Origin of the sequence: Secundilactobacillus odoratitofui DSM 19909 = JCM 15043 (assembly GCF_001434895.1) — a bacterium.
Taxonomy (GTDB): domain Bacteria; phylum Bacillota; class Bacilli; order Lactobacillales; family Lactobacillaceae; genus Secundilactobacillus; species Secundilactobacillus odoratitofui.
On sequence record NZ_AZEE01000030.1, the window covers coordinates 276,714 to 302,970 of the forward strand.

The 26,257-nt window shown below is 45.0% G+C and carries 21 protein-coding genes; 15 read left to right on the top strand and 6 right to left on the bottom strand.

What is annotated here, in order from left to right; translation table 11 throughout:
• Together FD04_RS11580 and FD04_RS11585 are read left to right on the top strand one after the other, a co-directional pair.
• Window positions 1–441 carry a CopY/TcrY family copper transport repressor gene (locus tag FD04_RS11580; protein ID WP_056948940.1) on the top strand — a complete coding sequence of 147 codons (441 nt, stop codon included), beginning with the start codon at window positions 1–3 and terminating at the stop codon, window positions 439–441.
• 228 nt (window positions 442–669) lie between these two features.
• Window positions 670–1,605, top strand: a complete 936-nt coding sequence (locus tag FD04_RS11585; protein ID WP_056948941.1) for a hypothetical protein — start codon at window positions 670–672, stop codon at window positions 1,603–1,605.
• A gap of 91 nt (window positions 1,606–1,696) precedes the next feature.
• Here FD04_RS11585 and FD04_RS12840 read toward each other — a convergent pair whose 3' ends face one another.
• The 4 genes from FD04_RS12840 to FD04_RS11605 form a co-directional block, all read right to left on the bottom strand.
• Window positions 1,697–2,959, bottom strand: coding sequence for a Y-family DNA polymerase (locus tag FD04_RS12840; RefSeq protein ID WP_082603243.1), 1,263 nt, complete (start codon window positions 2,957–2,959; stop codon window positions 1,697–1,699).
• On the bottom strand, window positions 2,956–3,324 hold the full coding sequence (locus FD04_RS11595; protein ID WP_056948942.1) for a hypothetical protein: 369 nt from the start codon (window positions 3,322–3,324) through the stop codon (window positions 2,956–2,958). Before FD04_RS11595 ends, FD04_RS12840 begins: the two co-directional genes overlap by 4 nt.
• A gap of 25 nt (window positions 3,325–3,349) precedes the next feature.
• A complete protein-coding gene (locus tag FD04_RS11600) occupies window positions 3,350–3,667 on the bottom strand; it encodes a hypothetical protein (RefSeq protein ID WP_054701284.1) in 318 nt (105 codons plus the stop codon).
• Window positions 3,668–3,808: 141 nt separating this feature from the next.
• On the bottom strand, window positions 3,809–6,295 hold the full coding sequence (locus FD04_RS11605) for an FAD-dependent oxidoreductase (RefSeq protein ID WP_056948943.1): 2,487 nt from the start codon (window positions 6,293–6,295) through the stop codon (window positions 3,809–3,811).
• A 172-nt stretch (window positions 6,296–6,467) separates the two neighbouring features.
• Between FD04_RS11605 and trxA the strand changes: the two genes are divergently transcribed.
• The 4 genes from trxA (at window position 6,468) to FD04_RS11625 (ending at window position 10,246) form a co-directional block, all read left to right on the top strand.
• Complete coding sequence (gene trxA / locus FD04_RS11610) at window positions 6,468–6,788, top strand: thioredoxin (RefSeq protein ID WP_054701290.1); 321 nt, start codon at window positions 6,468–6,470, stop codon at window positions 6,786–6,788.
• 32 nt (window positions 6,789–6,820) lie between these two features.
• Entirely contained in the window at window positions 6,821–7,060 is a 240-nt protein-coding gene (locus FD04_RS11615) for a metal-sensing transcriptional repressor (protein ID WP_056948944.1), read from the top strand.
• A gap of 499 nt (window positions 7,061–7,559) precedes the next feature.
• Window positions 7,560–8,921 (top strand): McrB family protein, encoded by a 1,362-nt coding sequence (locus tag FD04_RS11620; RefSeq protein WP_056948945.1) that lies wholly within the window; start codon window positions 7,560–7,562, stop codon window positions 8,919–8,921.
• A gap of 11 nt (window positions 8,922–8,932) precedes the next feature.
• Window positions 8,933–10,246: a 5-methylcytosine restriction system specificity protein McrC gene (locus FD04_RS11625; RefSeq protein WP_056948946.1), complete on the top strand. Its 1,314-nt coding sequence runs from the start codon at window positions 8,933–8,935 to the stop codon at window positions 10,244–10,246.
• 144 nt (window positions 10,247–10,390) lie between these two features.
• On the opposite strand, the gene FD04_RS11630 is transcribed toward FD04_RS11625, so the two are convergent.
• Window positions 10,391–11,767 (bottom strand): APC family permease, encoded by a 1,377-nt coding sequence (locus FD04_RS11630; protein ID WP_056948947.1) that lies wholly within the window; start codon window positions 11,765–11,767, stop codon window positions 10,391–10,393.
• Between the two features lie 17 nt (window positions 11,768–11,784).
• A complete protein-coding gene (ald, locus tag FD04_RS11635; RefSeq protein ID WP_056948948.1) occupies window positions 11,785–12,885 on the bottom strand; it encodes an alanine dehydrogenase in 1,101 nt (366 codons plus the stop codon).
• A 1,177-nt stretch (window positions 12,886–14,062) separates the two neighbouring features.
• On the opposite strand from ald, the gene FD04_RS11640 reads away from it, so the two are divergent.
• From FD04_RS11640 to galU, 9 genes are all read left to right on the top strand, one after another.
• On the top strand, window positions 14,063–15,697 hold the full coding sequence (locus tag FD04_RS11640; RefSeq protein WP_056948949.1) for a peptide ABC transporter substrate-binding protein: 1,635 nt from the start codon (window positions 14,063–14,065) through the stop codon (window positions 15,695–15,697).
• Between the two features lie 267 nt (window positions 15,698–15,964).
• Window positions 15,965–18,115, top strand: a complete 2,151-nt coding sequence (locus FD04_RS11645) for a leucine-rich repeat protein (protein WP_054701299.1) — start codon at window positions 15,965–15,967, stop codon at window positions 18,113–18,115.
• Window positions 18,116–18,325: 210 nt separating this feature from the next.
• Entirely contained in the window at window positions 18,326–19,834 is a 1,509-nt protein-coding gene (locus FD04_RS11650) for an FGGY-family carbohydrate kinase (RefSeq protein WP_054701302.1), read from the top strand.
• Between the two features lie 190 nt (window positions 19,835–20,024).
• Complete coding sequence (locus FD04_RS11655; RefSeq protein ID WP_054701305.1) at window positions 20,025–21,029, top strand: ADP-ribosylglycohydrolase family protein; 1,005 nt, start codon at window positions 20,025–20,027, stop codon at window positions 21,027–21,029.
• 12 nt (window positions 21,030–21,041) lie between these two features.
• Window positions 21,042–22,409, top strand: coding sequence for a purine-cytosine permease family protein (locus FD04_RS11660; protein ID WP_056948950.1), 1,368 nt, complete (start codon window positions 21,042–21,044; stop codon window positions 22,407–22,409).
• Entirely contained in the window at window positions 22,406–23,284 is an 879-nt protein-coding gene (locus FD04_RS11665) for a PfkB family carbohydrate kinase (protein ID WP_054701308.1), read from the top strand. Before FD04_RS11660 ends, FD04_RS11665 begins: the two co-directional genes overlap by 4 nt.
• Window positions 23,285–23,402: 118 nt before the next feature.
• Window positions 23,403–23,837 (top strand): MarR family transcriptional regulator, encoded by a 435-nt coding sequence (locus FD04_RS11670; RefSeq protein ID WP_054701311.1) that lies wholly within the window; start codon window positions 23,403–23,405, stop codon window positions 23,835–23,837.
• 157 nt (window positions 23,838–23,994) lie between these two features.
• A complete protein-coding gene (gene rfbB, locus FD04_RS11675; RefSeq protein WP_056948951.1) occupies window positions 23,995–25,008 on the top strand; it encodes a dTDP-glucose 4,6-dehydratase in 1,014 nt (337 codons plus the stop codon).
• A 119-nt stretch (window positions 25,009–25,127) separates the two neighbouring features.
• Window positions 25,128–26,036, top strand: a complete 909-nt coding sequence (gene galU / locus FD04_RS11680) for a UTP--glucose-1-phosphate uridylyltransferase GalU (protein WP_056948953.1) — start codon at window positions 25,128–25,130, stop codon at window positions 26,034–26,036.
• The last annotated feature ends 221 nt before the right edge of the window (window positions 26,037–26,257 follow it).

Genomic DNA, 26,257 nt, shown 5'->3' on the forward strand with positions numbered 1-26,257 from the left:
ATGAGTGAAGCATTACAAAATAACATTGCTGAAATTACCCCATCTGAGTGGGAATTGATGCGCATCGTCTGGACCAAGGGTGAAATCTTCTCTCGTGAACTGATCGATTTGCTGCAGGCTAAGCGGCAGTGGTCGGATTCCACCGTGAAGACGTTGTTGCGACGGCTGGTCAATAAAGGTCTGTTGGTGACCGAAAAACAGGAACGTCGCTTCCTATATAAAGCAACCATCAGCGAGACCGAAGCCATGAATGGCTCAGCTGAACAACTCTTCGACCACCTGTGTGCTATGAAGAAGGGTAAGACCTTGCTGGACTTGGTGGATCATGTGACCTTGACGCAGGATGACATCGCTAAGCTACAAAAGGCGTTGGCCGAAAAAGCACAGGGTGCACCTGAATCTGTACAATGTGATTGCTTGCCTGGGGATTGCCATTGTTAGCAGCAACTCCCGTGTAGTCGAGAGACAATCGGGCTGTGACGAATCTGTTTCATGGTAACAAAATAGGTTAAGTTCAAAACGGTCATTTACGCCAATCGCGTAGATGGCCGTTTTTTGCACATCACTGCAGCATTTCTTCAAAAAAATCGACGTCATCAAAATACAAGTCTATTATTCAAATTTGATTTATATATAATTAGACTTATCAAGTAAAAAGGATATTGAGAGATGAAACAACGATTTGTTACCCGTACCGCATTGATGATGGTGAGTGGTGCCTTGCTGAGCGCTACGATGCCTATTTTGCCTAGTCACTTTGACACAACGATGACCGCTCAAGCTGCAACGGTGATCCCATACAGTACCTTCACCGCTGATTTCACTGCTTTACAAACGGCAGTGAACATGGCTGGTCACAAGGTTCAGTCTGAAATTGGTGCCAGTTTCTACGCCGATTTGAAGGCTGAACCAGAAGATGCCTATTCAAACTACCTCGGCTCATTTTCGGACGCCATCGAGACCTTCAGAAACGATGTTTACGATGACTACGATTACGACGAGGATGGCGACATGTATTTAACCACCGACTTTGCACCTGACTGGGCAGCACTAAGTTCACTGTACCAGCAGTTTAAAGACCGTTTCTCCAAGGCTGAGCAGACCCAACTGGCTAGTATGTATGCCGCAGTGGTGAACGAAGATGATCCAGATACCATAACCGATAACGCCTATGATTTTGCCCAGGAATTGTCCGACGCTGTTGTCGCGTGGGGAGCGGATGTCACGCTCGCACAACCTCAGTCGACCGATTCGCAGGTCACCACGACCAAAACGACGACTAAAACGGGTTCGTCCACGACAAACACCAATACCAAAACCGTCACGACCACGGCCAAGAAGGGGACGATCACCCAACTTAAGGCCCATCGCACGGCATCGAAGAAATCAGTTAAAGTCACTGGCACAGTTAAAGCAAGCAAATCAGCCAACTATGCACGAATCAAGACTTATAAAGGCTATCGTTACGCTAAATTAAATCGTAAACATCAATTTAGTAAGACAATCTACGCGCCAAAAGCTAAAGTTGTGAAGGTAGTGGCTGGTCATTACGCACACGGTCATTTCACTGCGAAGACTAGTACAAAAACTGTTCACGTTAAATAATGCCATCAAAAAATCGGCTGTCCGCTCAATGATTCATTGCGGACAGCCGATTTTAGTTAGTTTGATTTAAATTAAAATTGTTTAGATCCGTTTAGTTGCGACGCTTGCGGTCAACTGATGCACCTAGTAAGCCCATCAGGGTCAAAAGCAGCGTACCAATCAGTGAAATAGCAGTTGAATTTGCTTCACTGGTTTGTGGTAATTGGTTTTTGGTAGCCGTTGCCTTTTGGATTGAAACGGTCTGTTCAGCGGCTGGTTGGTTGATCGTCGTTGCTGTTGGCTTAACGGATGAGCTTTCGTTTTGATTGTTAAGGGTCGTTAAACCGGACTGATTATTAGTTGTTGCAGCTGTTTTTTCAGCAACTTCAGGCTGATTTTGTGGTTGAGCTTCTGGTGTGACTGGTTGCGTTGGCTCAGTTGGTACCACCGGATTAGTTGGCTCACTAGGGTCCGGTGGTGTTACCGGTTCAGTCGGATTAGCAGGTTCGCTTGGGTCCGTGGGGTTTACCGGCTCAGTTGGATTAGTTGGCGTGGTCGTACCGCCATTGTTATCCGGGTTGCCGTTATCCGAATCAGGATCAACCGGTGTCACAGCGACCTTCGTATAAACGACTTGGTCAGTAGTTGTAATCGTCCCATCAGGATTGACTGTGGCAGTAAACGTCGACTTATCAGCTGTATAACCAGTGAGCGTAGGAACGTTCAACGTCAACGTTTGACCAGTTTTGCCAGTGACGTCCTTAATCGTTTGCGGCTGAGATGCGCCGTCAACAGTGGCTGGTAAGGTAACGTCAGCTGTCGCGGTATTAGCGGTGTAGGTGACACTCTCGTCAGTGGCCGCGTTATCGAGCGCCAATTTAGCTAGTAAGGGATTTTGGCCAATGCCCACCGTCGTGATAATACCGGTCTGCTCAAAAACGCGATCTTGAATGGCTCTCGCAATCTCAACGTTACTACCAAATAACTTATGGGATCCGCTCACGTCGAGAAAACTCTCATCAATCGAATAGGGGAACCAGTGGGTATCATCGGTGAACTGCCGGTAGATTTTATTGATTTGATAGTTCAGTTGAATGTAGTCTTGCATATGTGGATCGACTAGCTTTAAGTCCATGTCTTCCCTGAGTTCATAGCGCCGAGTGCCTAACTTAACACCGTAATTTTGCTTGGCATAGGGGCTTGCTGCTAAAATCAAGCCGCCACTGGATTCTTCTCTGGACAATACTGCAATTTTGGCTGAAGTTGGAAACTCTGCGCGTTTGATGGCTTCCGTTGAGGCGTAAAAGGACTTGCAGTCAATGCAGAGAATATCGTGAACGGGCAATCGGTATGGATCTGAAAGTGGAGTGGTCATGATGACCACCATTTTTTAGCCGGGATGACGGTTGCGTGGCGAATATCGGCTACGTTGACGGTGACAAGCTCGGTATCGGTTTGAAGGAACACGACGCTGTTTTGATGGCCAATCACCACACCCGTTAATTCAGTTAAACCCTTAGCCGTCATCAATTGAAGGGTTGCTTTTTTGGTTCGCTCCCAACTCGTCTGAAGTTGCTGGTCAATGTCTGATGCCGACATTGGTGGTAAGGGGGTTACGGGGCGCTCACGTGAACCTTCCTGTTCCATATAGTTCGTGTGGTCACTCATAAAAAAGCCGAGCCACTTCATCATGCCACGGTCGGGGTACAACCACAGTTCTCTTGGTACTTCTCGAATCATCACAATCACCTCGTTAACGTCATCGCTAACTATGTCCATGGTAGATATCGTGGGTAATGTCCTTGGTGGGGTGTACCAGCTGATGAGTGTCCCGTTCGATCAGCCGCAGTTGCGTAAAGGTGCGAAGGTCGCGCAATACTTCGCGGTACAGCGCTGGATCGCGTTTAATGGCTAATAATTCCCTGGAGTGGACGAGCTTGGAACCGGTTCGCTGCTTCTCAATGAAGAAGTAATAGCGGTCAAAAAAATGGTTATTCACAGCTAACAGCCAGTAGCGATACTTGTATTCACGGAGAAAGTAGCGCTCGTAGCGGGCCTTTAGGTCTCTGGACTCCTTACGCATGTTGATCACCTCATGATTATTTTACGAACATACGTTCGAGTTGTCAACTGCATTTTCATTTCACAATTGTAAATCCTTACCGAGGACCTTTCAGACAACGTAAAAAAGGTGACCCAACTGGGTCACCTTTACGCGGTAACTTTAAATAAACAAACTGGTGTTACGTTGGCGGGCATCACCAAGGTACGATGCAACACCGCCAAATTCGACGCCATCAATTAATTCGGCCTGCTCAACGCCCATCAAGTCCATGCTCATGGTACAAGCGACCATTTTAACGCCAGCATCCTGTGCTTTTTGTAACATGGTTTCGAGTTGATCCACGTTATTTTTCCGCATGAGTTTTTTCATCATGCTGCGACCAGCACCCAACATGTTGAGGTTGGAAAGTGGGAGCTTTTGAGCACCGTGAGGAAGGGCCATATCAAACATTTTGGCCATCCCACGTTTGTGAAGTTTAACGCCGGGGCGCTTAATGACGTTGAGTCCCCAGAAGGTGAAGAACATGGTGACTGGCTGGCCCATTGCAGCGGCACCCTGAGCGATGATGAGGCTGGCAATCGCCTTATCAAAGTCACCGTCGAAGACAACGATCGTTGTGCCTTCATTATTGGTATTTGTGGTGGGCTCGTGACTTGAAGTCGTGGCAGCCTCGGTCGCCAAAGTGTCACAGGCCTCAGTTGTGACACCTTTTTGGACCGTCGCTACGACCTTGTCACCCTGAATCTCGTTGTTGATAATCGTATTGTGGGTAGCCTTGGCCCAGGCGTCGATATCCTTGTAGAAGCCAAAGTCAGAAGCGGTCACTTTAACTTGCTGACCGTCAGCCAGGTCGTCCATGGTTTGACGCACTTTCAAAATCGGGCCGGGACACTGGAGACCACAGGCATCCAGTTCGATTTGTTTTGTGGTGGATTGAGCCGTGGTGGCAGCCGTCGCTGTTGTTGGCGCTGCGGGTTTCGCCGCTGGTGTCTCGGGATGGGTTAACTGGTATTTGGCGACCCGATAAGTTTTGAGGCCGCCGTCCAGATTGTAGACATCAAAACCGTTTTGTGCCAGTACACGGGCCACGTTATAACCACGGAGGCCCACTGCACAGTAAACGTAAATTGGTTGATTTTTTGGTAGTTCGCTCAAACGGTCACGAATTTCACTTCGCGGAATCGAGACAGCGGTTTCAATTTTAGGTTCCGCTAATAATTCATCAGGGTTCCGGACGTCCAGAAAATAAGCTTTATTGGCAATCAATTGATCAACTTGGTGCCATTGGACACGCTTGACTAAATTGTCCGCAACGTCCATGGCGATAAAACCAGCAAAGTTAACGGGGTCCTTAGCTGAAGCGTATGGCGGTGCGTAGGCCACTTCGATATCAGCTAGTTCGCTGACTTTAGCGTGAAAATGCATGGCAGTCGCGATGACGTCAATTCGTTTGGTGACACCTTTAGTCCCGACAGCTTGAGCGCCGAGAATTTCACCGGTTGGCGCAAAAAGGACCTTTAATTCGATTGGTGCGGCGCCGGGATAGTAGGCGGCACTTGAATTAGGGTGGAGGTGAATGACGTCATACGCCATATTAGCGGCAGTCAGTTGCTTTTCATTAGCACCAGTCGCAGCAGCAGTTAAGGCGAAGACCTTGGCAACTGAAGTACCCAGTACAGCTGGGTTGGTGTGATCAATGCCACAGAGTTGGTCAGCGAGGTAGCGGCCCTGTCGGTTGGCTGGACCGGCCAGTGGAATCGAAACGGTCTGTTTGGTGACGGCGTTCACAACGGTGCTGACATCACCGATGGCATAAACGTTAGGTAGGTTGGTTTCAAATTGCGCATTGGTTGTGATGAAGCCTTTTTCATTCGTCTTGATGCCAGCGTCAATTGCCAGTTTAGACGTTGGCTTGACACCGATGGCTAGAATGACCATGTCCGTTTGCAGCGTCTCGCCGTTACCCAGTTCAAGAACGTGGCCGTGTGCTGTAAAGCCATTGAGCTTGGTGTTTAGGCGCACATCGACACCATTTAAATTAAGGTGCTCATGCAGATACTGCGCCATTTCAAAATCTAGGTTTGGCATGACCTGATCAGAAGCTTCGACTAAAGTCACGGCTAAACCGCGGTCGTGGAGGTTTTCGACCATTTCAAGGCCAATAAAGCCACCGCCAACAACGGTTGCGTGCGTTGGCTTGGTGGTCTCAATGAACTGGGTAATGGCATCCACATCGGGTACCGTCCTGACAGTAAAGACGTTTTGTGCTTCTGCCAAGCCAGGGAAGTTAGGCACGATTGGACTGGCACCAGTGGATAAGATCAAGTGGTCGTAGTGATCTTGAATCTGACCATCTGGCGTCTGAACGGTGACTTGCTGGGCGTCAGCATCAATGGCTGTAACCTTACTGTTAAGGTGTACTGGAATGTTGAAGTCCTGTTGCATATCTTCGGGTGTGGAGACGAAGAGGCTGTCACGTTCTTTGATTTGTTGACCAACATAGTAGGGTAAGCCACAGTTAGCAAAGGAGATATAGGGACCTGCTTCATACATCACGATCTGCGCATCTTCATTTAACCGGCGTAATCGGGTCGCAACACTCGCACCACCTGCAACACCGCCGACAATTATGAACTTGTTTGACATGGTAATTCCTCCTATATGTGAAATTTATCATTTGTTGTGATTTATTATACCCCCTAAAGGTATAATGTCAATATATTAAATAATTGCTGTTTTAATGGTGAAAACAAATTATTTGATATATATACCCTACATAGGTATAATAAAGTTAATCAAAAATAAAGCAGGTGCCGTGATGAGTGTTAAAACAATTAATGATCAAAATTTTAAACAGGAAACTAATTCAGGACTCGTTGTCGTCGATTTCAACGCAACTTGGTGTCCACCATGTAAGATGATGGCGCCAATCGTCCAAAATATGGCTAATGAGCTTGATGGTCAAGTATCGTTTAAAGCCATTGACGTGGACGAGAACCAGCAAGTTGCCCAGCAAATGCAGATTCAAGGGATTCCAACTTTCATCGTTAAAAAGGACGGTCAAGTGGTTGATCGCATCGTGGGCTTTACGCCAGAGCCAGCCTTTAAGGCACGACTGGCACAGTACATGAACTCGTGATATAGTAGGGGTTAATTCAAGGAGGTGTCATGATGGCTTGTGATCCAAAGTTAATCAATCGTTTAAAGCGTGCGGAAGGCCAACTGCGCGGCATCCAAGCTATGATGGCAGAGGGCCGCGACTGTGCGGACGTCATCACGCAATTAAGTGCCGTTGAAGCGAGTGTTAAGCGCGTGATGGGGATGATTATCACCGAAAACATTTCTCAAAAGATGGCTGAAGCGTCGGATGAAGATGTCCAAGATTCGTTGAAGCTGATTGCGAAGCTTTAGGCGTTAATCGTGTTGTAAAAATAAGTGGCATCAAGCTATGCTTAGCTAGTTACAGAATAAGGTGCCGTAGATTTCTGAATTTGATGAGGAAATCTACGGTACTTTTTGTTTGATTTGGATTTTTTTGAGAGTATAAAAAATGAACTTAGTTTGATGACTAAAATTAATGCGGAAAGTGCTCAAAAGCAGGAATGGATAACTTCTTGGTAATTGCCGGTATAACGCCAATGGTAACGCGATATAACCTCAAAACACATCACTCTCAGTGAAAGGAATGCGTGTTTTGAGGTTATTTTTAGTCACTTATAAAAATATTTTGGCTGAACAAGGGTGCGATAGTGTATTATTTATAAAAGAATAATACTTACAAGTGTTTTGTAAACAAGGATAGCCGTAAAACGGAATTTCAAATGTAAGGCCATTCACATCTGTAATCTAATTGGCGGATGGTTTGAACTTTATGAAATAAATCGACAAATTAAATTAGGAGCAACTATTTATGGAAGATCAACTGAATGAACAAGACGTTAAGATGTTTGAAGATTATGTGACTGAATTCTTTCAAATTTGTCAGAAATCAATTGCCAAAGAAACGCCTACAGAGTATAAAGACCAGATTGAAAATTATGTAGTAGGTGGCAAGACTAAACCAATTGAATTAAGTGATGGGACAAAAGTAACGCGTCATTTTGCATTTGGTAAAAACGAACTTTTGAAAACACCGTACGTGAATATTGGTTGGGTTAATTTATATTTTGACTGGGGCGGAACTATTTTTGGGGAACCACGGGTTTTTATAGCCAGTCCACGGGTTGAAAACTTTAAGACGCTCACACATGATAAATTCACGACTAATACTAATTTTGAAGTACCGATTAAACTGGTTGGTCAAGAAATTAGAGCCTACAGTGCGAAGTATAAAGTTAATCAGGTTGATGATTCTGAAATTAATATTAATGAATCAAACTACCCCGATATTCTTAAGAATATGAAGTACTTTGATCAAAAACTTTATAATCAAAAGTTATCCAGCCAGTTGTTAAGAGATAAAAATATCATCTTGCATGGTGCTCCAGGGACCGGTAAAACTTACACGGCCCAGACGATTGCCTCAAATATTTTGGGCGTACCGCGTGAAGCGTTAATGGCAAGTAAACAGTACGGTTTTGTTCAATTTCATCCGAGTTATGACTACACAGATTTTGTGGAAGGACTTCGGCCTGCTGGATTAGAAGGTGGCCAACTTCAATTCTCCTTGCAACCCGGTATCTTCATGACGTTCTGTAATCTAGCCAAAGCAGATACTCAAAAACCTTATATTTTTGTCATAGATGAAATTAATCGTGGTGATCTCAGCAAAATTTTTGGTGAATTATTCTTTGCGATTGATCCTGGCTATCGTGGTAAGGCAAGCGCGGTAACGACCCAATATGCAAATTTACATCGTAAGTCTGATGAAGCATTTTATATTCCAGAAAATGTATATATTATTGGAACAATGAACGACATTGATCGAAGCGCGGAGACTATTGATTTTGCAATGAGAAGGCGGTTTAGGTTCATTAGAATCAACGCGGTGGACAGTGTCAAAATGTTGAATGTCATTCAAGACCAAAAAGTGCGCCGAAAAATAACGAATAAACTCAACCGATTAAACGATGCGATTCGTAAAGATGATGTGCTCAGTCAAGATTATGAAATTGGCCCCGGTTATTGCATGCGACTCACTGATCCAGAGGTCAGTATTGATGACGTATGGCAGGAGGATATCGAACCGTTGCTGACCGAGTATCTTCAAGGATTAGACGATTTTGAAGATCGATTATCAAAATTTAAAAAAGTTTTTGACTCTACCAAGTAGGGGTGCTGGTTATGAAGTATGAATTGAAGGATAATCAGCCAGTTGCCAGTAATATTGCTTCTAAGGGCCTAATTAAAGAAATTAGTGATCAAAATCTCGCTGCTCTGACGAACCAAGGCGTCTTATCTTTTCCAGCTGCGTTGAAATCTAGTCCCGATTTGTCAGCGTCTGATAGCTATTTGATAACGCACTACAAAGGTCAACTTTGGACGACAAATATTGTTGGCTTTTTATCGATCAGAACTAGTCAACTAGAAATTGGGTTAAGGGTTGATTCAAGTCAGAATCAATTTTTTTTGAGATATATGATTTATCGTGCACTACATTTGAATCTTAGTAGTGAACTAGGTTTGAATATCGGGAAAATGACTGGTACCAAAATTCTCGCCATGTTTATTCCTGCGTTATTGAATAAAGCAATGCAAGCAGGAATATACAAGGAATATGAGAATAAACAGTTCAATGATTACCAATTACACGGTGCAATTGATGTTAAACGACAATTGAAAGTTAATGTGCCATTTGTCGGTAAATTTGCAACAAATGGCCATCAGTTTACCAGGGATACGGAACTATTGGAGTTAATTCGGCATGCGCTAGAGGCTATTAAGGCAGATGTTAATTTAAGAAACTTACTAAATCGAGATCAAACAATTAGAAAAAACGTTGCGTTGATCGTTGCCAACACACCAAATTACCAATTGAAGAATCGACAAAAGGTCATTGCACAGAGTAAAAAAATTCAACTCAGAAATAATTATTTTTTGAACTATTTACCTTTAATCCGAATTTGTCGAGCATTTCTAGAAGGTACTGAGCTACAGCAAGGCTCTAAATCGATATTAAATGGTATCTTGATTGATGCAGCCTGGTTATTTGAAGAATATATTGGGGCCGTTATTGAAGAAAACTTTGTTCACTCACATAATAAAATTGGTCAGGATAAACAGTATCTTTTTAAAGACAGAGTGGATAAGGGGCTAATTTATCCAGATTATCTGAAAAAAGGCGAAATTCAAGTGCCCGTAGATGCAAAGTATAAGTTTCCTGAAGGAATTGCGAGTCATGACAGATTACAGATGATGGCTTACATGTTGAGATTTCAAAGTAATCGAGGCGTATTGATCCATTTATCTGGGACTGATGTTGCAGTAAGCGATACGGTACAGATTGAAGGTCAATATGTAGATGATGAATCGCGACCGCAAGTTACCGAGTACGGTATTGGTGTCTCACAAGCCGGTCAGTGGGAACAATTTTTAATGGATATGCACAAGCAGGAAAAACAGTTATGTCAATTTCTGTCAGGATTTACTACTTACTAAAATGCCATTGATGCTGCGTTTCTCAATCTAATGAGTAACACAAAACCAGCCCATCCGGTCAACCCCCGGATAAGCTGGTTTTTGTTTGTGGGAAAAGTTATTTTTAATTTTGTATGAGTCAAGAATCACTTGGAACACAACAGTTTACCCATTTTGTTCAGCATCAATATGCCGGACAGAATAACTAAAGTAAATGATAAAACCAATCACTAACCAGGCAAAGTAGGTCAACCAGGCGTTTAATTGAATGTTGACCAAGAGGAAGAGACAAACGAGCACGGACAGGGCGGGAATGACACTACCAAGCGGAATCTTGAATGGTCGTTTTAAGTCAGGTTGTTGCTTACGTAGGACGATTACAATTAACGAAATCAGTGCGAAAACTGTCAGTGAGCCTACGTTGGCAATAATGGCCAGACTTTTAATATCCAAGAAACCGGCTAGTACTGCGGCTAATAGACCGTTGATCCACAGCGCAGTGTTTGGGCTTTGCGTGTGACCATTTAGTGCGGCCCAACTCTTTGGTAAAAAGCCACCACGGCCCATTGCCTTCATGATGTTAGAACCGGCATAGATGAACGCATAAACCACGGCCATGATTCCCAGTACGGCACCGGCAGCCACGATTTGAGAAGCCATCACGTGGCCCTTATTTAAGAGCACAAATGACATGGATTCTGGTACGTTCAACATGGTGTACTTAACCACGCCCGTCATGACTAAGCTGACAATGATGTACAGCGTTGTACAGACGACTAATGAAATCAGGATGGCCCGTGGTAAGTTACGATTGACGTTTTTGGCGTCCTCCGCTGAAGTTGCCAGAGCGTCGAAGCCAAGGAAGGTGAAGAAGACGGTCGAAGCACCGGTGAAGATCCCAGACGCGCCGAAAGGTGTGAATGGGTGCCAGTTAGCGGTGTTAACGTCAAACATGGCCACGCCGATGAAAGTTAGAATCACCAACAGTTTGATAATCACCAAAATATTGTTGATCCACTTACTCTCGCTCGTACCGCGGGTTAAAACAAAGGTAATCAGGACGATCATGATGATCGCAGGTAAGTTCATGATACCGCCGACGAACGGGGAGGCCAGCAGACTGCCCGGTAAATTAATGTGAATTTCTTTTAAAAAGGAATTCAAATACCCGGTCCAGCCGTTTGCCACCGTCGCAGTCGTGGTCACATAAACGCCAATCAGCGACCAGCCGGCAAAGAAGCCACCAACCTGACCTAGCGATACATACGCATAGATGTAAGCGCTACCAGAATTTGGCATACTGGTGGTTAGTTCGGAATAACACAGTCCAATCAAACCACTGGCGACTGCCGCAATCAGGAAGGAATAGACCACACCAGGGCCAGCCTCTGTGGCCGACACGATACCGGTCAGCACTAAAATCCCGGTACCAATGATCGCACCAATTCCCAGAATCGACAGATCAAACAGACTTAACGTACGTTCTTCTTCGCTCTTACTCGCATTTTTTAAGATGAGGTTGATGTCTATTTTTTTTGCCATAATGATCACAACTCAATCTATTGGAATGGAGCGAATGGTAAGTCGAGACTGTCCGCAACGGCCTTGGATGTTAATTGGCCAGCAAAGGTGTTGATGCCAGTGAAAACGGTGTTGTTATCATCGGCCGCAGCCTTGATACCCTTATTCGCAATTTCAATGGCATAACCCACTGTTGCGCTGGTGAGGGCATCAGTTGACGTCTTTGGTACGGCGCCTGGAATGTTGGCAACAGTGTAGTGGATAATACCGTGTGACACATAAACTGGATCGTCATGCGTTGTCGCGTGAGTACTGGTTTCAAAGATCCCACCTTGGTCGATTGGAATATCTACGATCACGCCACCGTCAGCCATGTTTTTGATCATGTCTTCCGTCACCAGCTTAGGTGCAGAAGCGCCAGGAATCAGTACGGCACCAATCACTAAGTCAGCACCTTCGACAGCGGTTTTAATGTTATGCGGGTTGGAAATCAACGTTTGGATCTTATCGTTGAAAATGTTATCCACTTCGGCTAAACGTTGGGCGTTGATATCTAAGATGGTCACTTGAGCACCCATGCCAACGGCTACTTTAGCAGCGTTGAAGCCAACGGTACCAGCACCAATGATGGTAACTTTGCCACGATGAACACCGGTAACACCAGGTAGTAAGATCCCTTTGCCGCCATGTGCAGATTCTAAGAAGTGCGCACCAACTTGGATGGACATTCGGCCCGCAATTTCACTCATTGGGAAGAGTAATGGTAAACCACCGGTACGACCAACCATGGTTTCATACGCGACCCCGGTGACTTCGTTAGCCAGCAGGGCGTCGGTTAATTCACGATCCGCGGCCAGGTGGAGATAAGTGTAGACAATCATGCCCTTTTTGAAGAAGCCGTACTCTGATGGTAACGGTTCCTTAACCTTAATGATCATTTCGGCATCCCAGGCTTCAGCCGCACTGCCTAATGTTGCGCCTTGTGCGGTGTAGTCTTCGTCCAAATAACCAGACCCAACGCCGGCACCTGCTTCCACGACCACCGTATGACCCGCGTGGATCAAACTGGCAACGGTGCTAGGTGTCGCCCCGACACGTTCTTCTTGGTCTTTAATTTCCTTAGGAACCCCAATTTTCATAATGTGTTACTCCTTTCTAGTGTGTGATTCTTAACTCACGGGCAGAATATCATGGTGAGATTTAGTTATCAAACGATAAGAATCATTGGAAAATAGTTATTTGCTTGATTATGACAATCTTTTGAATGGATTATTGAAATTTTAAGTGATTAAAATGCTGGTAGGTTGAATTCTGGGGTTAAATTCTGCATGGTGTTATAGAATTTTTTGATGGTTGAAAATGTGAAAGTTTCGACAATTTGTTTGCGGTTGTTTAGTCATTATGTGGTATAAGTTATGAATCATAATGGCATAGTGGGATAAGTTATCGATGCTGAAAAACTAGTCATTTTGGAAAGTAATTTGAGTTGATTTTGGACATATTTTGAAGAATACTGGTTTGAAATTTATAACAAATATAATTGGTGCGAAAATGTAGCGGTAAAATCGTTTTTGTGCAAGTGTGATTTGAGAATTTTTCGGTGTGAAAATTAAAATGATAAATATTTCGATTTTTGCCGTTAAGACCGGGATAGGTTGTAGCGAATTTTAGATAAAAATGCTAAATGATTGGAAGCATAATCGAGGTTCCCAGTTTGAACGATGCACATGATTCTAAAGTGAGTTTGTTCAATCTGCAGTTTTCAGTGTTGTAACTTTGGATTTTAACCTGTAAATGCCTACAAGAGAAGGTTTAGTTCTAATTTGACTTTTTTTAGTGTGTAATTGGCCAATTTTGTGAAATGCAATCAGACACGTTGACGTACTTTTTGAAACTCAGAAAAATCGAGAAGACGTTCAGAAATAATACGACACTCATTTCTGAGAGTGTAAACAGCCTTCGAACGGGTAAATTAAGACTCCGATCAGCGTTGACGGTATTGTTGACTTTTAGTAACCAAATGATTATGCTTGAATTATCAAATACAGAGCAGGGAGGAAATCACGATGATGTCAGTTGATTGTTGCAAAATGTGTATGTGTCAACACAACAATTGGAATGACCGTGGTTTCTCAAACGTTCACTGAATTGTTTCATTGGCGTGCGCAATTTTGCCAGTAAACAACGCTGAACGCGTGGAGTGCATCAAGGCCAGAAGTGGCTTTGGTGCACTTTTTTCGTGCAATCGTTGATGGAGGTGTGTCGGGACAGATCGGTATTTGGGTTAATCAATTTGGGTACACAGGAGATGTCAAAATGGTCAAGAGAACAAAGTACGTCGCGACAATAATGGTGGCTGGGGTGGCCGTCTTACTTGCCGCATGTGGTAAGCAGTCAAGTGACAGCAATAAGCAAACGCTGAATCTCAGCATGTCACAGCCAATCGGGTCACTGGATATTTCAAAGGCAACTGATTTTAGTCAAACGGGAAACGCCTACGAAAGTTTCTTCCGCCTTGGTAAGAACGGGAAGGTAACGTCCGGTTTGGCGAAGTCCAGCAGCGTCTCAAAGGATGGTAAAACTTGGACCTTCAACTTGCGGCATGCAAAGTGGAGTAACGGTTCGGCCATCACAGCTCAGGACTTTGTTTATTCATGGCGTAGAACCGTAACGCCAGCCACTAAGTCGCAGTATGCTTATCTGTTCAGCGGTATTAAGAACGCGACAAAAGTCAACGATGGTAAGGTTGCCGCTAAGACATTAGGTATCAAAGCGGTGGGAAAGCACAAGGTCGTGGTTACACTCAATAAACCAATCGCCTACTTTAAAACGTTGATGACGTACTCGTTATTTGCGCCACAGAGTCAGCGAATCGTTGAAAAATATGGTAAAAAGTATGCGACACGCTCACAGTACAACGTCTATTCCGGCCCATTTAAGATTGAAAATTGGACTGGGACCGGCAATAAGTGGGACTTCGTTAAGAATAACCAATACTGGGATAAAAAGGCCGTGAAGTTACACAAGATTAATTATCAAATTGTCGCCGATAATTCGACGGGATTAGACCTATACCGCCAAAAGAAGCTGGATTTAACGCCACTTTCAAGCGAACAAGTGAAGAATTATCAAAATAATAAGGCCTTCAAGCAATACGCTTTCGCTTATATTACCTACCTCAAATACAACTTCAAGGATCCAAATTCCGTCCGGCGCGCAGCCATTCATAATCGCAATATTCGAATGGCGTTCTCACTGGCAGTCAACCGTGATGAATTAACCAAGAAAGTGCTTGGAAATGGCTCAACGACACCAACTGGTTTTGTCACCAGCGGACTTGCAGCTGATCCGGAGACCGGTGAAGACTTCGGTCAGGCACAGAAGGTTAAGAACCACGTGGTTTACAATAAAGCCTTGGCCCAAGCCTACTGGAAGAAAGGCCTGAAGCAGTTAGGGTTGAAGAAGTTGTCCTTAACCGTGACTGCCGCCAGTGATGATCAGACAACCAGCCCGGTCACACAGTACTTGAAGGGCCAACTGGAACAGGTATTACCCGGTTTCAACCTCGACATCAAACAAGTACCCGGACAGGTTGCCAACCAGCTCGGTCAAAAGGGTGAGTTTGACATGACGGTTTCGAGTTGGGGCGCCGACTTCAAGGACCCAATTTCGTTCTTACAGATTCCAGAAACTGGCACGGCTTATAATTATGGGAAGTATAGTAATAAAGCCTACGACGCCTTGATTAGTAAGGCACAGAATCAGGATGCCAACAACGCTGAAGCGCGCTGGCATGACTTGGTTCAGGCCAGTCGGCTGTTTACCAAGGATCAAGGGATGACCCCGCTTTATCAACAGACCACTTCGTATTTGCAAAATCCGAATGTGAAGGGGATTGTGCATAATACGGCTGGTGAGGAGTGGAATTTTAAGACAGCTTATGTAAAGTGATTTTGATTTAACTGAATAATTTTGAAGCTGCTGTTACCTGATTTGAAGTGACAGCAGCTTTTTATATGGTCGATGGCTCGAAAAACTGATTTAACAGCGATTAGGGCACTTTTTATGTGCGAAAAAGTGTGAGGAGAATTTGACCAAATTAGTATATTTTTATGAACTCATAGCATATTTATGGCAAACACTATTGCCAATCTGTTACTTTTAAGACAGCAAAACAGTTGTTGTTACTTTTAGCCCCCCACAATAGGAGGACTCGGAATGAAAAAACAGATTAAGTTGTTCAGTAGTGTATTAGCGTTAGGATTACTGATTGGGACTGCGACACCGGCGATGGCGAATGTGAAGAACGCGCAAGAGACGCCTGTTACGCAGACGGTTCGGGATGTTGAGAATGTCGAAGAAGTGACTTTGAGTGAAGATGATGTTAGGCTTGACTCACAAGGGAATATCACTGGCTTACAAGCTAATACAGAAACTGCCGAGAAATTATTAGCCGGAGCTGCACTACGAATTCCTGATGTGATTGGAGAAACAGCTGTTAAAAGTATTGGCAACTCAACGTTTAGCTTTAACAATCTTCAATATGCAGCAGGTAATTATGATTCTGAGTTACCGGGAATTTCAAAAGTAACAATCGAAGGAAGCGGAAAAATCGGGAATTATGCCTTCTCAGGAAATTCAATTCAAGAAATTGATCTTCCTGAAATTACTGAAATTGGCGTTCAGGCATTCTATGAAAACAAAATCGTCAATATTGATGAAGAAGATGTTCCTAGGTTGGAAATTATTGGAGGGTATGCGTTCGCGAATAATCAAATTTTGAATGTCAACCTTCCCAACATAACAAAAATTGAATACGGTACATTCTCAAATAATAAAATTGAAAATTTACACTTACCAAATGTAACTAAAATCGGAGGCGACGCGTTCACAGATAACCGGTTAAAACATTTAGATTTACCGATGGTTCAAGAAATTGACTACGAGGCATTCGAAAATAATCGGTTAACTGAATTGGAGTTACCATCATTAAAAGTAATTGGAAACGCAGCTTTCAGAAATAATCTTCTAAACGATGTAAACTTAGATGAAGTCACCTATATTGGTTCAAATTCGTTTTTAGATAACAATATTTCTAAACTAGATTTGCCAAAAGTTACTGAAATTGATGTTGGTGCATTCATGAGTAACGGAATCAAAGATGTTAACCTACCTGACGTGGAGACAATCGGAGATTTTGCCTTTTGGCATAATGAAATTAAAACCGTTAACTTACCAGAAGTCACACACATCGGTCAGTCGGCCTTCGCAAGAAACCAGATTGAGAAACTTGAATTGAAGAATGCGGAAGAACTTGGTGATCGTGCGTTTAGATTAAACTCACTCTTAGAGATTAACTTACCGAACGTAAAAGATATTGGTAAATACGTATTCGATTCGCAAAATGTTAGCAGGGAAGTTAACGCTAATGAACAGAATGAAGTAAGTTATGACAAAATCCAACCAAAGATGTCGATTGGTGGGAATAGCGACCTACTCAAAATTAATCAACTTCTAGTGGACAATGAAAGTGTTAAAGCTGACGACGAGAAGAATATTTTATCAGTTGAAGGTGATAAGACACTGAAATTAGGAATTGAACTGAAATTTGATTCAGAATCGGTTCGCGGTCAATATTCAATTTCGAAATATGATTTAACTGTCAATCCATTTGTTGAAGAAGAAGGCGAAACTCCAGGTGGAGGTGGCGAAGAAGGCGAAACTCCAGGTGGAGGTGGTGAGGAAGGCGAAACCCCAGGCGGTGGCGGTGAAGAAGGCGAAACCCCAGGCGGTGGCGGTGATAACGGTACTCCAGGCGGTGGTGGCGACACCAACAACGGCAACGAAAATACTACACCTGATAACAACACCAACCCAGACAATAATAACCAAAACCAGGGTGGTGGTAACTCAAACACCAACCAATCAACAACTTCACGTCCTCACACAGTTTACGCAAAGCGGGCAATGCGACTTCACAAGAACGTTTCCTTAACGAGCCCAGTTAAGTCTTACAAGAAACAGAGTCGTGCTAAAGCACAAAGTTTCCGTGTGCTCGGCGTATCCTATGACAAGAAGGGCAACAAGCGTTACAAAGTGAATGGTGGCTACATTACTGCAAGCTCGAAGTACGTTGCGGACAGCCATTTCCGGAGTAGCAAAGTGAAGCAAGTTCGAGTAATTGGTAACCGTGTGAACAGCTATAAGGATGCGAAGTTATCTGCTAACCAAAAAGTGCGTTCATACAAGAAGGGTACTAAGCTCAAAGTGAAACGTATCGTGAAGCACGGTCGGACAACTCGGTTCCAATTAACGAACGGTCGTTATATCACGGGTAACAAGCAACTGTTGATTATGGATCATAAGTAAACGAGAGCTGATTATCGTTACGGATGATTAAATGAGAAGTGCTTAAAGGGAATCACCAAATGGTGGTTCCCTTTTTAACATACATTTAACAATGTCTGATTTTCTCAAATCTAAGCCAAATTCTGAGGTTACGATTTGCATGTTCAGTATAATGAACCCGTTAGCGCCACTGTCCGCAGCAATTCCACACAAAGAACGGGAGCGACCACTATGACGAACTACTTGATTGGCATCGATATCGGCACCTCGAGCACCAAGGCAATTTTGATGACGACTTCAGGACAAATTATTGAGCAGGTTAAATCAACGTACACCATTGAGACACCCAGAGCGGGTTGGGCGCAGGCAAACGCCAACGACTGGTTTAACGCAGTTACTGACTCGCTGCAACGACTGGCCAAAGTGGCCCGCAATGGTGACATCATTGGCGTTGGCATCGATGGTCTGTATGGCGGGTCAGGTGTGCCGGTGGATGCAGACGGTAAAGTTCTGGGGCCAACGCTCATCTGGATGGATCGACGGGCGACAGCTGAAACGCAGCGAGTTCATGAACACATCAGCAATCATGATCTAGTGCAGTTAACTGGTAACGTGGCCGACCCTTACTTTGGCTTTACCAAGGTCATGTGGTTGAAGGCGCATGAGCCACAATTATATGAAGCAACCGACCAGTTTTTATCACCAGAATCCTACGTCATCATGCGACTTACCGGTGCGAAATCAATTAACTACACGGCCGCTGGCAACTTTGGTGGTGTGTTCGATTTAACTCAACGGATGTGGTCACCCAGTTTGGCGCAATTATTAGGGTTAGACCTGACGAAATTACCGCAACAGTTTGTGACGAGCACAGAACCCGCAGGCTATTTAACGGCAGATTGGGCCATGAAGTTAGGCTTACCAGCTGATCTGCCAATCTTTAATACCGGGGTCGATGTCGGTCCGGCCACGGTTGGCACCGGTGTGTTGGCACCCGGACAAGTGACCATTGCGCTTGGTACCTCGATGAACGCCGCCGTAGTCACGAACCAACTGCTTTTGAATCGGCAACTCATTGGCTGGCCATACACTTATCGGCCAACGGAAAATTACTACAACTTTACTGGTGCGAACACGGCGGGCGCCATTATGACCTGGTTTACTGAAAATTTTGCGGTTGAACTAACGGACAAAGATCGATTGAGAAGTTTGGATGAACAAAGTGCTGACGTACCAGCTGGAAGTCATGGTTTAATCGTCTTACCGTATTTTATGGGCGAACGTAGTCCACTCTGGGATTCAGATGTTCGCGGCACCGTCTTAGGACTGTCACTGACCACTACCAGACCAGAGCTATATCAGGCTTTTCAAGAAGCGATTGCCTACGCCGTTCGACAAAGCTTGGCACAATTCGGTAATCAGGTTGGCGACAGCTTTACGTTAGTGGGTGGCGTCAGTCAATCGGCAAAGATGGTGCAGTTGATTGCTGATGTGACAGGGAAAACGGTGCTGACGACTCGGACTGGTGGGGAAGCGGACCTTGGTAGTGCCATGCTGGCCGGTATCGGTGTCGGGGCTTTGACAGCGCATGCCGTGAGCCAGTGGCACAAAATTGATCAACGAGTTGAACCACGAATTGATCGTCATAAAATTTATAATCGGTACTACGATATTTATCAGTTGGCTTATCAGCAGTTAAAGGGGCTCTATCAGGAACTGGCTCAAATTTCTGAGTCATGATTTGCTTGTTATGAAGGGTGATATTGTGCTGAAAATACCGTAAATGCGGTGTTTTTAACGAGTTAAGTTGGTTGTTCTTTGATTTAAAGTATAATATACTTCAAATAATGACCGATTTTTACCAACGTTTTATGCGACGTTAATCGGTGAGAAGTTTCAAGCTGTTACTGACTAAGAAAGGAGGATTCATTTGAGAGCAAGAGACAAGATTTTAGGAACGCTGTATGGTCAAGCAATCGGTGATGCTATGGGCATGCCATCAGAGTTGTGGCCGGTGTCCAAGATTCGGACTGCGTTCAATGGCCGGATCACCACCTTTATGGCGAGCCCAGCTGACAATGACATTGGCATCAACTTTGAGCGTGGCCAGTACACGGATGATACGAACCAAGCGTTGGCCATCTTGGATTCGCTGATTGAAACCAATTGGCAACCGGAGCCCACAAACTTGGTTGACCACATTCTGGCATGGGCGGATCAAGTAGATGCTTGGCACCACAACATCTTGGGACCAAGTAGTAAAGCCGCGTTACTGGCAATCAAAGCTGGGCAAGATCCGCGACCGGTTACTCAAAAGGCGTTGACCAATGGGGCAGCCATGCGCATTGCACCCATTGGCACGTTGTTTGAACCATCGCAACAGGATCAATTAGTCGACTTGGTGTGCGCAGTCACGCAAATCACTCATGCCAGCGATGTGGCGTACAGTGGCGCTGCCATGGTTGCGGGAGCTGTGACTGCCGCGATGGTGGATTATAGCTGGGACGAAATCGTGACCTACGCGTTACAGTGCAATGATCAGGCGTTTGGGCGTGGCGCACCAACTTGGGCAGCCCGAACCCATGACCGGCTACTCTTAGGAATTGAGCTGGCGCATCATTATCAAGGCGATGAGGCGCAGTTTAGTCGGAGTCTCTACAATTTAGTGGGGACTGGCACCATGATTTCGGAGAGTGTTCCCGCTGCGGTAGCAATTGCCTATTTTGCCCAAAATGTCCACCAATCAGCGCTGTTAGCCGCCAATCTTGGCGGCGATACTGATACGATTGGTGCCATGGCCACCGCAATTTGTGGAGCAAAAACCGGCTTTCGTGCTATTGACTCACAGTGGTGTCAATTGATTGACCAGCAAAACCCGCAACATGATTTATCGAACTATGCCGACAAGTTACTGACCAACACAACAAAGATATAGGGGCGTTGAAAAATGGATCAAGAATCGATTAAGGTACCTGCTTCAGAAAAGACGTTAACACCTGGCAAATTATTTTATAACTGGTTTGCGGCCAACATTGGCATTATGGGCTTTGTGTATGGCGCAATTATTGTGAGCTATCATTTATCATTTTTTCAAGCAATTCTAGCGGCCTTTGTGGGCGCACTATCATTCTTAGCACCAGGTTGGGTCGCCATGATTGGTCAACGAGAAGGCGTGACGACTTTTAAGTTAAGTCGGGCGGCCTATGGCACCCACGGTAACAAGATTCCTAACGCCATCGCCTGGTTCAACATGGTCGGTTGGCTAGCCGTCAACGTGATTACTGGGACGTTATTATTGGTCTCGCTCTTCAAGGTGATTCACGTTAAACAATCATTCGTGACCACAGCTATTGCGCTTGTGATCTTTGGTGGCCTCGTTGTTTTATCAGGGCTATTAAAAGAAGCGACGTTAGCCAAAATTCAAACCTGGTTGAGCTGGATTTTTGGGCTGATCACCGTTGTGATTTTGGGCCTGTTCTTGGCTAAAGCGAACTGGTCGGCCGCTTTAAGTGCACCGAGTGGTAGTTGGTTAAAGGGCTTTTTGCCAGCTGTTAGTATTGTGGCTGCTGGTTCGGGTATTTCTTGGTCAATGGCCGCCGCGGACTGGGGCGCTTACGTGAAGCCAACGACTAAACCAGCTGCTACTTTCTGGAATACTACGATGGGCGGCGCTGTGCCACTATTTGTCTTAATGGCTGGTGGAGTGTTATTAAGCACGATCGAACCGAATCTCGCAGCTGCTAGCAATCCCTTTGACGTGATGTACGCGGCCTTACCAAGCTGGATTGGTGTGATCTACTTCCTAGTCGCCGCCGGTGGTCTGATTCCACAGTGTATCGTGTCGCTGCGGTCTGCCCGAATCAATTTGGCGACGATTGGCATCAAGGTGTCACAGCCAACATCATTAACGATTCATAGTTTAATTGTGATTTTAATCCCGGTATACGTCTTATTCATTTCGGGTAACTTTTTAGGTAACTTTGAAATTTTCCTGAGTTTTCTAGGTATCTGTTTGGCGAGTTGGGTCGCAATTTTTCTATGTGACAGTCAGATGTTTCGACGTCAGGGTTACGCCCTTAACTTGATGACGGCTGATTCAACGGTCCACTATAACTGGGGTGGTATTGTGTCGTGGGTTTTGGCAACGGTTACTGGTTTTCTGTTTACCAATAACGCGGTTTGGACCGGCCCGTTTGCTCACGGGATCTTCAAGGATAATAGTTTGGGGGTATTCATCTCCGGATTATTCGCAATCGTCTGTATGTTAATCGTTAAGGCCATGCACCGTTCTGGCGCGGTTCAGGTGTCAAAATGAAACGGACGTTAATTATGGGCGCAGCGTACGTGGACGTTGTTGTCAACGTTCCCACCTTACCGGTTTCTGGTAGTGATGTGACCGGTCAACTCATGACCACTATGGTGGGTGGCTCAGCCTTCAACGTATATGGCGCGATGCAGTATGCTCAAGCACCAGCCGATTTGTTCGTGCCGGTGGGCCAGGGTCAGTATGCCCAACTCGTTCGTGAGCAATTACGAACCAAGCAAATTCCAGAGCTTCTAACTGTCGACGAGGCCGATAACGGGTGGGATATGTCACTTGTTGAGCCTTCAGGTGAACGAAGTTTTCTGACCATTCCCGGTATCGACCAAGTTTGGCGAGATGATTGGTTTGACCGCATTCAGTTAACGGATTACGCCTACGTGTATTTAAGTGGCTATCAGCTCGAAGATGCCGAAATGGCCGAGCGGATTTTAACGCAGCTTCGACGACAGGCGCCGGATGCGATTATTTTATTTGATGCCTCGCCGCGAATGGCTTATTTAAAACCGAAAACAGTTGCGCAACTGCTACAACCCAACGTTATCATTCACTGTAATGAAACTGAATTTTGTTATTTTGCGGCTTCAGAACAACCGATGGCGACGGTGGCAGCTCAAATTTATCAACAGACCAAACAGCCAGTGATCATCACGTTAGGGGAACGTGGGACGTACTACTATGATCACGGTAACGGTGAGGTGATTGCGAGTGAACGGGTACCGGTCGTCAACACGATTGGTGCGGGGGATACCCATTGTGGTGGCATGTTGGCAGGCTTAGCAACCGGTCAATCGTTACCAGCGGCAATTGAATCGGCCAATCAGTTGGCGGCTAAGGTAGTGTCACAGCAGGCGGGTAGTTTGCTGTAATGATGCATCCGTGAAGTTATGAGCGGCTTTTTAGGTGGATTATCCGAGCACCATATCCATGGTCATTTTGGATAAAATGTTATAATAGAAGCGAACTTACGTAAGAGGGGGGCTTCTTGTGACTAAAGCCAGTCAAAAAAATGACTTCATTCAACAGATTGCGCAGTTGAACATGGCAATTACGACTTACGTCACGACAGCGCTGGAACCGTATGATGTCAATGCCACAAACTACTTTTATCTGATGAAGATTGGGGACCACCCGGGGATCGGACAGCGAGATTTTGCTAAATTGATCAACCTAAACCCAAGCTCAATCACTCGAGCGGTTAATCAGTTGATTAAAAAGGGTTTGGTTGACAAGCAAATCAACACTGAAGATAAACGGACAAGCCAGCTCTATTTGACAAGGGAAGGCAAGAAAATCACCAAGCAAGTTAAACGCTTTGTGAATAGTTACAACGCCAAGCTGATGGCGTCGATTACCACCGATGCTAACGAATTTTTAGATCAAGTGGTGCAACTTCGCATCCAAATTGAACGAACATTATGAATTTTAGGGTGTCCCGGACGGTCCGTGTCGTGCGGGACGCTTTTGTGCGTTCATTGATGGATATCGTTGGGCAAACTGCCACCTACTTTTGAAACCATGGATGGTAAAAGCAATACATATTAGTGAAGCTACCGAATGGAACGGAGGAACGGATAGTATGAAACATTTACTCGTAACCGGTGGTGCTGGCTTCATCGGCAGTAATTTTGTTCGGTATGTCGTGGCCGAACATCCGGAAGTCACGACCATTACAGTCCTAGACAAATTGACGTATGCTGGCAACCGTGCCAACTTGGCCGATTTACCAACTGATCGAGTTCAATTGGTGGTCGGCGATATTTGTGACGCCGCCCTTGTCGATCAACTGGTCGCTCAGGCTGACGCCGTAGTGCATTTTGCAGCGGAGAGTCACAATGACAACGCACTGGCAGACCCGGATCCGTTTGTGACCACTAACATCGTTGGCACTTACCAACTGATCCAGGCCTGTGTCCGGCATCATACCCGGTATCACCATATCTCAACCGATGAAGTGTATGGCGATTTGCCACTGCGTTCAGCCACCGAAACTCGAAAGTTCACACCAGACTCACCATACCGGCCAAGTGGCCCATATTCGGCAACCAAGGCCAGCTCTGATCTGTTAGTCCGGGCGTGGGTGCGGTCATTTGGGTTACAGGCCACGATCTCCAATTGTTCGAACAACTATGGGCCGTACCAGCATGTTGAAAAATTCATTCCGCGTCAGATTACTAACATCCTCAGTGGTATTCGGCCTAAGCTTTATGGAAATGGCAAAAATGTACGTGATTGGATTCATACCAGTGACCACTCACGGGCAGTCTGGACGATTTTAACGCAGGGTCAAATTGGTGAAACTTACCTGATCGGTGCCAACGGTGAGCTCGACAATCGGACGGTTTTGGCGATGATTTTACAACAAATGGGTCAACCAGCTGATGCTTTCGATTGGGTTGGTGATCGGGCTGGCCACGATTTAAGGTATGCCATCGATGCGTCGAAGTTGGAACGTAAGTTAGGCTGGCACCCACAAATCACTGATTTTAGTGTTGGCCTGCAGCAAACCATTGACTGGTACAGCAAACACAAGGACTGGTGGCAACCGCAAAAAGCAGCGGTGGAGGCCAAGTATCAACGTGAGAATCATTAGGGTCATTAACTAGTTAATAATTTCTTATTTCTTTGAAATTCTCAGTTATCCGACCATAATATAGTGTAAAATAGTTCCTAGCGATTAAAGCAGAAATGTAAGTAGAGGAGATTCCAATGATGAAAGTACGTAAAGCTGTTATCCCAGCTGCTGGTCTGGGGACCCGTTTTCTACCAGCCACCAAGGCACTCGCCAAGGAAATGTTACCAATCGTTGATAAGCCAACGATTCAGTTCATTGTCGAGGAAGCAAAAGCCAGTGGCATTGAAGACATCCTGATCATCGAGGGGAAACAAAAACGTTCCATTGAAGATCATTTTGACTCTGCACCAGAATTAGAGCAGAACCTACAACAAAAAGGTAAGACTAAGTTACTGGACTTAGTAAACGAGACGACGGCAGCTGGCCTAAATATTTACTACATCCGGCAACCATATCCCAACGGGTTGGGCGATGCGATTCGTTACGCCAAGTCGTTCATTGCTGACGAACCCTTCGTGGTGATGCTTGGCGATGACCTGATGAGTGATGAAGTACCGTTGACTAAGCAGTTGATCAACGAATACGAGAAGACCCACTCTTCAATTTTGGCCGTTAAGAAAGTGCCACATGATGAAGTCTCAGCTTATGGCGTTATTGATCCTCAAAGCGAAGTTGACAAGGGCTTGTATAACGTTAGCAAGTTCGTTGAAAAACCAGCTGTTGAAGATGCGCCAAGTGATTTAGCAATTATTGGTCGCTATTTATTAACCCCAGAAATTTTTGATGTACTTGAAAAGCAAAAGCCAGGTAAGGGTGGCGAAGTGCAATTAACGGATGCCATTGACACCTTGAACCAAACTCAGCGCGTGTTTGCCCACGAATTTACTGGCCAACGGTTTGACGTTGGTAATAAGTTTGGCTACGTTAGAACCAACGTTGAATATGGTCTGACTCACCCAGAAATCAAAGATGAATTAAAAGACTATATCTTAGAAACTGCGGATAAGCTTCGTAAGGCTGACGCACAAAAGAAATCTGAAAAATAACAGTTTGACAGACGCTCCCAAAAACGTGATGAATACCATGACGTTTTCGGGAGCGTTTTTGAGTTGTAAATGTGAATGTTTGCCATTAAAAGAGGGCAGTGAGAACCGGCTTTGAAGTGGGAGCTAAATTATCACAAATGGGACATTATTTTTTATAAAGTCGTTAAGCCGCTCTCATGGTTGACTTATTCAAGTAGTGTAGCATAAGTTTTGGAATCGAT

Bases quoted from the DNA above. Each gene is read 5' to 3' on its own strand.
- ald (WP_056948948.1), bottom strand. From the start codon at position 12,885: ATGAAAATTGGGGTTCCTAAGGAAATTAAAGACCAAGAAGAACGTGTC.
- FD04_RS11615 (WP_056948944.1), top strand. From the start codon at position 6,821: ATGGCTTGTGATCCAAAGTTAATCAATCGTTTAAAGCGTGCGGAAGGC.
- FD04_RS11585 (WP_056948941.1), top strand. From the start codon at position 670: ATGAAACAACGATTTGTTACCCGTACCGCATTGATGATGGTGAGTGGT.
- FD04_RS11645 (WP_054701299.1), top strand. From the start codon at position 15,965: ATGAAAAAACAGATTAAGTTGTTCAGTAGTGTATTAGCGTTAGGATTA.
- FD04_RS11580 (WP_056948940.1), top strand. From the start codon at position 1: ATGAGTGAAGCATTACAAAATAACATTGCTGAAATTACCCCATCTGAG.
- FD04_RS11625 (WP_056948946.1), top strand. From the start codon at position 8,933: ATGAAGTATGAATTGAAGGATAATCAGCCAGTTGCCAGTAATATTGCT.
- galU (WP_056948953.1), top strand. From the start codon at position 25,128: ATGAAAGTACGTAAAGCTGTTATCCCAGCTGCTGGTCTGGGGACCCGT.
- FD04_RS11620 (WP_056948945.1), top strand. From the start codon at position 7,560: ATGGAAGATCAACTGAATGAACAAGACGTTAAGATGTTTGAAGATTAT.
- FD04_RS11640 (WP_056948949.1), top strand. From the start codon at position 14,063: ATGGTCAAGAGAACAAAGTACGTCGCGACAATAATGGTGGCTGGGGTG.
- FD04_RS11630 (WP_056948947.1), bottom strand. From the start codon at position 11,767: ATGGCAAAAAAAATAGACATCAACCTCATCTTAAAAAATGCGAGTAAG.
- FD04_RS12840 (WP_082603243.1), bottom strand. From the start codon at position 2,959: ATGACCACTCCACTTTCAGATCCATACCGATTGCCCGTTCACGATATT.
- FD04_RS11595 (WP_056948942.1), bottom strand. From the start codon at position 3,324: ATGATTCGAGAAGTACCAAGAGAACTGTGGTTGTACCCCGACCGTGGC.
- FD04_RS11650 (WP_054701302.1), top strand. From the start codon at position 18,326: ATGACGAACTACTTGATTGGCATCGATATCGGCACCTCGAGCACCAAG.
- rfbB (WP_056948951.1), top strand. From the start codon at position 23,995: ATGAAACATTTACTCGTAACCGGTGGTGCTGGCTTCATCGGCAGTAAT.
- trxA (WP_054701290.1), top strand. From the start codon at position 6,468: ATGAGTGTTAAAACAATTAATGATCAAAATTTTAAACAGGAAACTAAT.
- FD04_RS11660 (WP_056948950.1), top strand. From the start codon at position 21,042: ATGGATCAAGAATCGATTAAGGTACCTGCTTCAGAAAAGACGTTAACA.
- FD04_RS11600 (WP_054701284.1), bottom strand. From the start codon at position 3,667: ATGCGTAAGGAGTCCAGAGACCTAAAGGCCCGCTACGAGCGCTACTTT.
- FD04_RS11665 (WP_054701308.1), top strand. From the start codon at position 22,406: ATGAAACGGACGTTAATTATGGGCGCAGCGTACGTGGACGTTGTTGTC.
- FD04_RS11605 (WP_056948943.1), bottom strand. From the start codon at position 6,295: ATGTCAAACAAGTTCATAATTGTCGGCGGTGTTGCAGGTGGTGCGAGT.